This is a genomic window from Caballeronia sordidicola (assembly GCF_002220365.1).
In the GTDB taxonomy this organism is placed as follows: Bacteria; Pseudomonadota; Gammaproteobacteria; order Burkholderiales; family Burkholderiaceae; genus Caballeronia; species Caballeronia sordidicola_C.
Map to the genome: position 1 here is coordinate 1 of NZ_MTHB01000149.1, position 2596 is coordinate 2596.

Genomic DNA, 2596 nt, shown 5'->3' on the forward strand with positions numbered 1-2596 from the left:
ACCAGTTCCCGTTCATTCTGCCCATATCGGGCAAGAAGTTGAAGTCCATTATCGTTGGCATCCGCTGTTTCGTCGTCGCGTCAAGGTTCGAGATGTTGAGCAGCGCGGCGGAGGTCGGGTCGTCCATATCGACGCGGGCGACAGTGAGGTTAGGGTCATTGCCGAATGGATGTTGGATGCTGCCGCATGCTCCGCTCTGGTTCTCGGCGATCCGCGCGTCAGCGTAGCGGCCTTGTGCAATCTGCACCAACTTCTTATCAATCGACATTTGCGCGGAAACTCAACGGACGATTCCACCATCGTCCGGGAGAAGCGCAATGCACAAGGCACCAAACGTCGTTCGGGCAGACCCGCAGTCGTTGCAACCGATATCGCGCCAGATGAACATGACGTTCGACTCGGTCGAGCTTCAGGGGATGAGCCCGGTGCAGCGTTCAAACGTCATCAGACACCTCGCGAGCCTGCTAGCGCAGGCCGCCGGCGTCGCGCTAGCAAAGGAGCGTGACGATGAATAACGATGAACGTTTGCCCTCGCTGCTACTGAAGCGTAAGGCCGTGGTTTATGTCCGGCAATCGACCCAGACGCAGGTCCAGATCAACGTTGAGAGCAAGCGCCGGCAGTACGACCTTGTACAGGAGGCCAAGCGACGCGGATTCCGTGACATCGAAGTCATCGACGACGACCTGGGGCGCTCGGCGAGCGGCATGGTGGCTCGACCGGGTTTCGAGCGTCTGGTCGCTTTGCTTTGTGCAGGCGAGGTCGGAGCAGTACTGTGCGCGGACGCCTCACGCCTAGCTCGAAACGGGCGCGACTGGCACCATCTTCTCGAGCTTTGCGGTCTTGTTGAAGCGCGCGTAATCGACCTCGACGGTGTGTACGATCCGTGCCGGGCAAACGACCGCTTGCTGCTTGGCATGAAGGGCAGCATCAGTGAGTTTGAACTCAATGTGCTTCGTACCCGCATGCACGATGCCAAGCGCCAGAAGGCACACCGTGGCGAACTTCGTATCAGCGTGCCGATCGGCTATATCTGGCACCGTGAAGTCGGCCTGGGCATTGATCCAAACCTGCAATTGCAGGAAGTCATACGCCTGATATTCGTACGTTTCCGCGAACTCGGTAGCGCAAGACAGGTTTTGTTGTCGCTACGAGCTCAACAGGTCCATTTCCCGCGTCCTTCTGACGGTAGGACGCTCACGCACTTTGACTGGCTACCCGTACGCTACCGTAACGTGATCTCGGTGCTCAAGAATCCGTTCTATGCCGGCGCATATGTGTACGGCAAGAGTGGCAAACAGATGGCGATAGTAGATGGGCGTGCGCGCAAGAGCTATAAGCATCCCAAGCCGTTTGAGGAGTGGGATGTCCTGCTCCGGGAGCATCACGAAGGCTACATCGATTGGGCGGAATTCGAACGCAACCAGAAACAGCTCTCGGCCAACGCCTACAGCAAGGCGGGCGACGTAAAATCGAGCCGTGGTGGACGGGCACTGCTCGCTGGCCTGCTTGCTTGCGCGCGCTGTGGGCGCCGCCTGTCGGTGGCCTATACTGGTCGAATCCCGCGGGCCGTCTACCGATGTGATCGCTTTGACATACCGCCGCGATGCATGAGCTTCGGCGGTTCACGCATCGACGCTGCCATCGGAAACGAACTTCTGCGTGTCGTGGAGCCCTTGGCAATCGAAGCAGCCCAGCAGGCCGAGCATATGCAAATGGATACCTTGAACGAGCAGCGGCGGATCGTGGAACTCGAACTGCAGCAAGCCCAATACGAGGCGACGCTCGCCGAGCGACGCTACGCCGCCTGCGACCCCGATAACCGTCTGATTGCCGCGCAATTGGAGAAGAACTGGGAAGCAGCATTACGTCGGGTACAGGCCTGTCAAACGCGTCTGGAGACGGCAGGGGCGCCGATGGCAGAGGCAGCGCCTCCAGACTTTGTGAAGCTCGCTGAGAATCTCCAGGCAGCCTGGAACGCTCCGGGCGTGACCATGCGCATGCGCCAGCAGCTAGTCCGCGCGCTCATCGTCGATATTGTTGCAGACGTCGACGAAGCGGCTCGCGAAGTCATACTGACGATCCACTGGCACGGCGGTCAGCACTCCCAGCTACGAATTCGCAAGCCCCGAACGGGCGAGCATGGATGCAGCACCTCTGACGAGGCGCTCGCGGTCGTTCGCAGCATGGCGAGCCGGTGGTCAGATCAGGACATCGCCGCATCGTTGAACCGGATGGGGTTACGGACAGGCCAGGGTAAGACCTGGACTGCGCACCGTGTCAGTTCCATACGGCGAGTGCGAGACATCCATGCGTACAAGTCGGCTGAGAAGGAGGGAGAATGGCTGACGATGTTCGAAGCCGCAAAACTGCTCGGCGTCACCAGTCACGCGATCCGCCGGTTGATCAACGATCGGGTTCTGCCAGCCGAGCAGGTGATGCCCGACGCCCCGTGGCAGATTCGCGCGAGTGATCTACGCAGCGAGGTTGTTACGTCGGCGCTAACACGCAAACATCGCCCGTGTCGCAACGATGTCGAAGGACAAATCCCAATGTTTATCGAGGTTTCGGAAGGAGGTGCACAATGAACGCCCCATT

Annotated in this window: 3 protein-coding genes; 2 read left to right on the plus strand and 1 reads right to left on the minus strand. The window is 59.5% G+C overall.

All coding sequences use genetic code 11. The features are described from left to right. A partial coding sequence (locus BSU04_RS22575; protein ID WP_144021318.1) for a hypothetical protein occupies positions 1–250 on the minus strand: 250 nt, incomplete at its 3' end. A 67-nt stretch (positions 251–317) separates the two neighbouring features. Here BSU04_RS22575 and BSU04_RS22580 point away from each other — a divergent pair. Beyond that, positions 318–515: a hypothetical protein gene (locus BSU04_RS22580; RefSeq protein WP_089162668.1), complete on the plus strand. Its 198-nt coding sequence runs from the start codon at positions 318–320 to the stop codon at positions 513–515. Then, positions 508–2586, plus strand: coding sequence for a recombinase family protein (locus tag BSU04_RS22585; RefSeq protein WP_089162669.1), 2079 nt, complete (start codon positions 508–510; stop codon positions 2584–2586). The genes BSU04_RS22580 and BSU04_RS22585 overlap by 8 nt, the downstream gene beginning before the upstream one ends. The last annotated feature ends 10 nt before the right edge of the window (positions 2587–2596 follow it).

What these genes read in the sequence shown, in the direction of transcription:
- BSU04_RS22580 (WP_089162668.1), top strand. Translation starts at nt 318, where the DNA reads ATGCACAAGGCACCAAACGTCGTTCGGGCAGACCCGCAGTCGTTGCAA.
- BSU04_RS22585 (WP_089162669.1), top strand. Translation starts at nt 508, where the DNA reads ATGAATAACGATGAACGTTTGCCCTCGCTGCTACTGAAGCGTAAGGCC.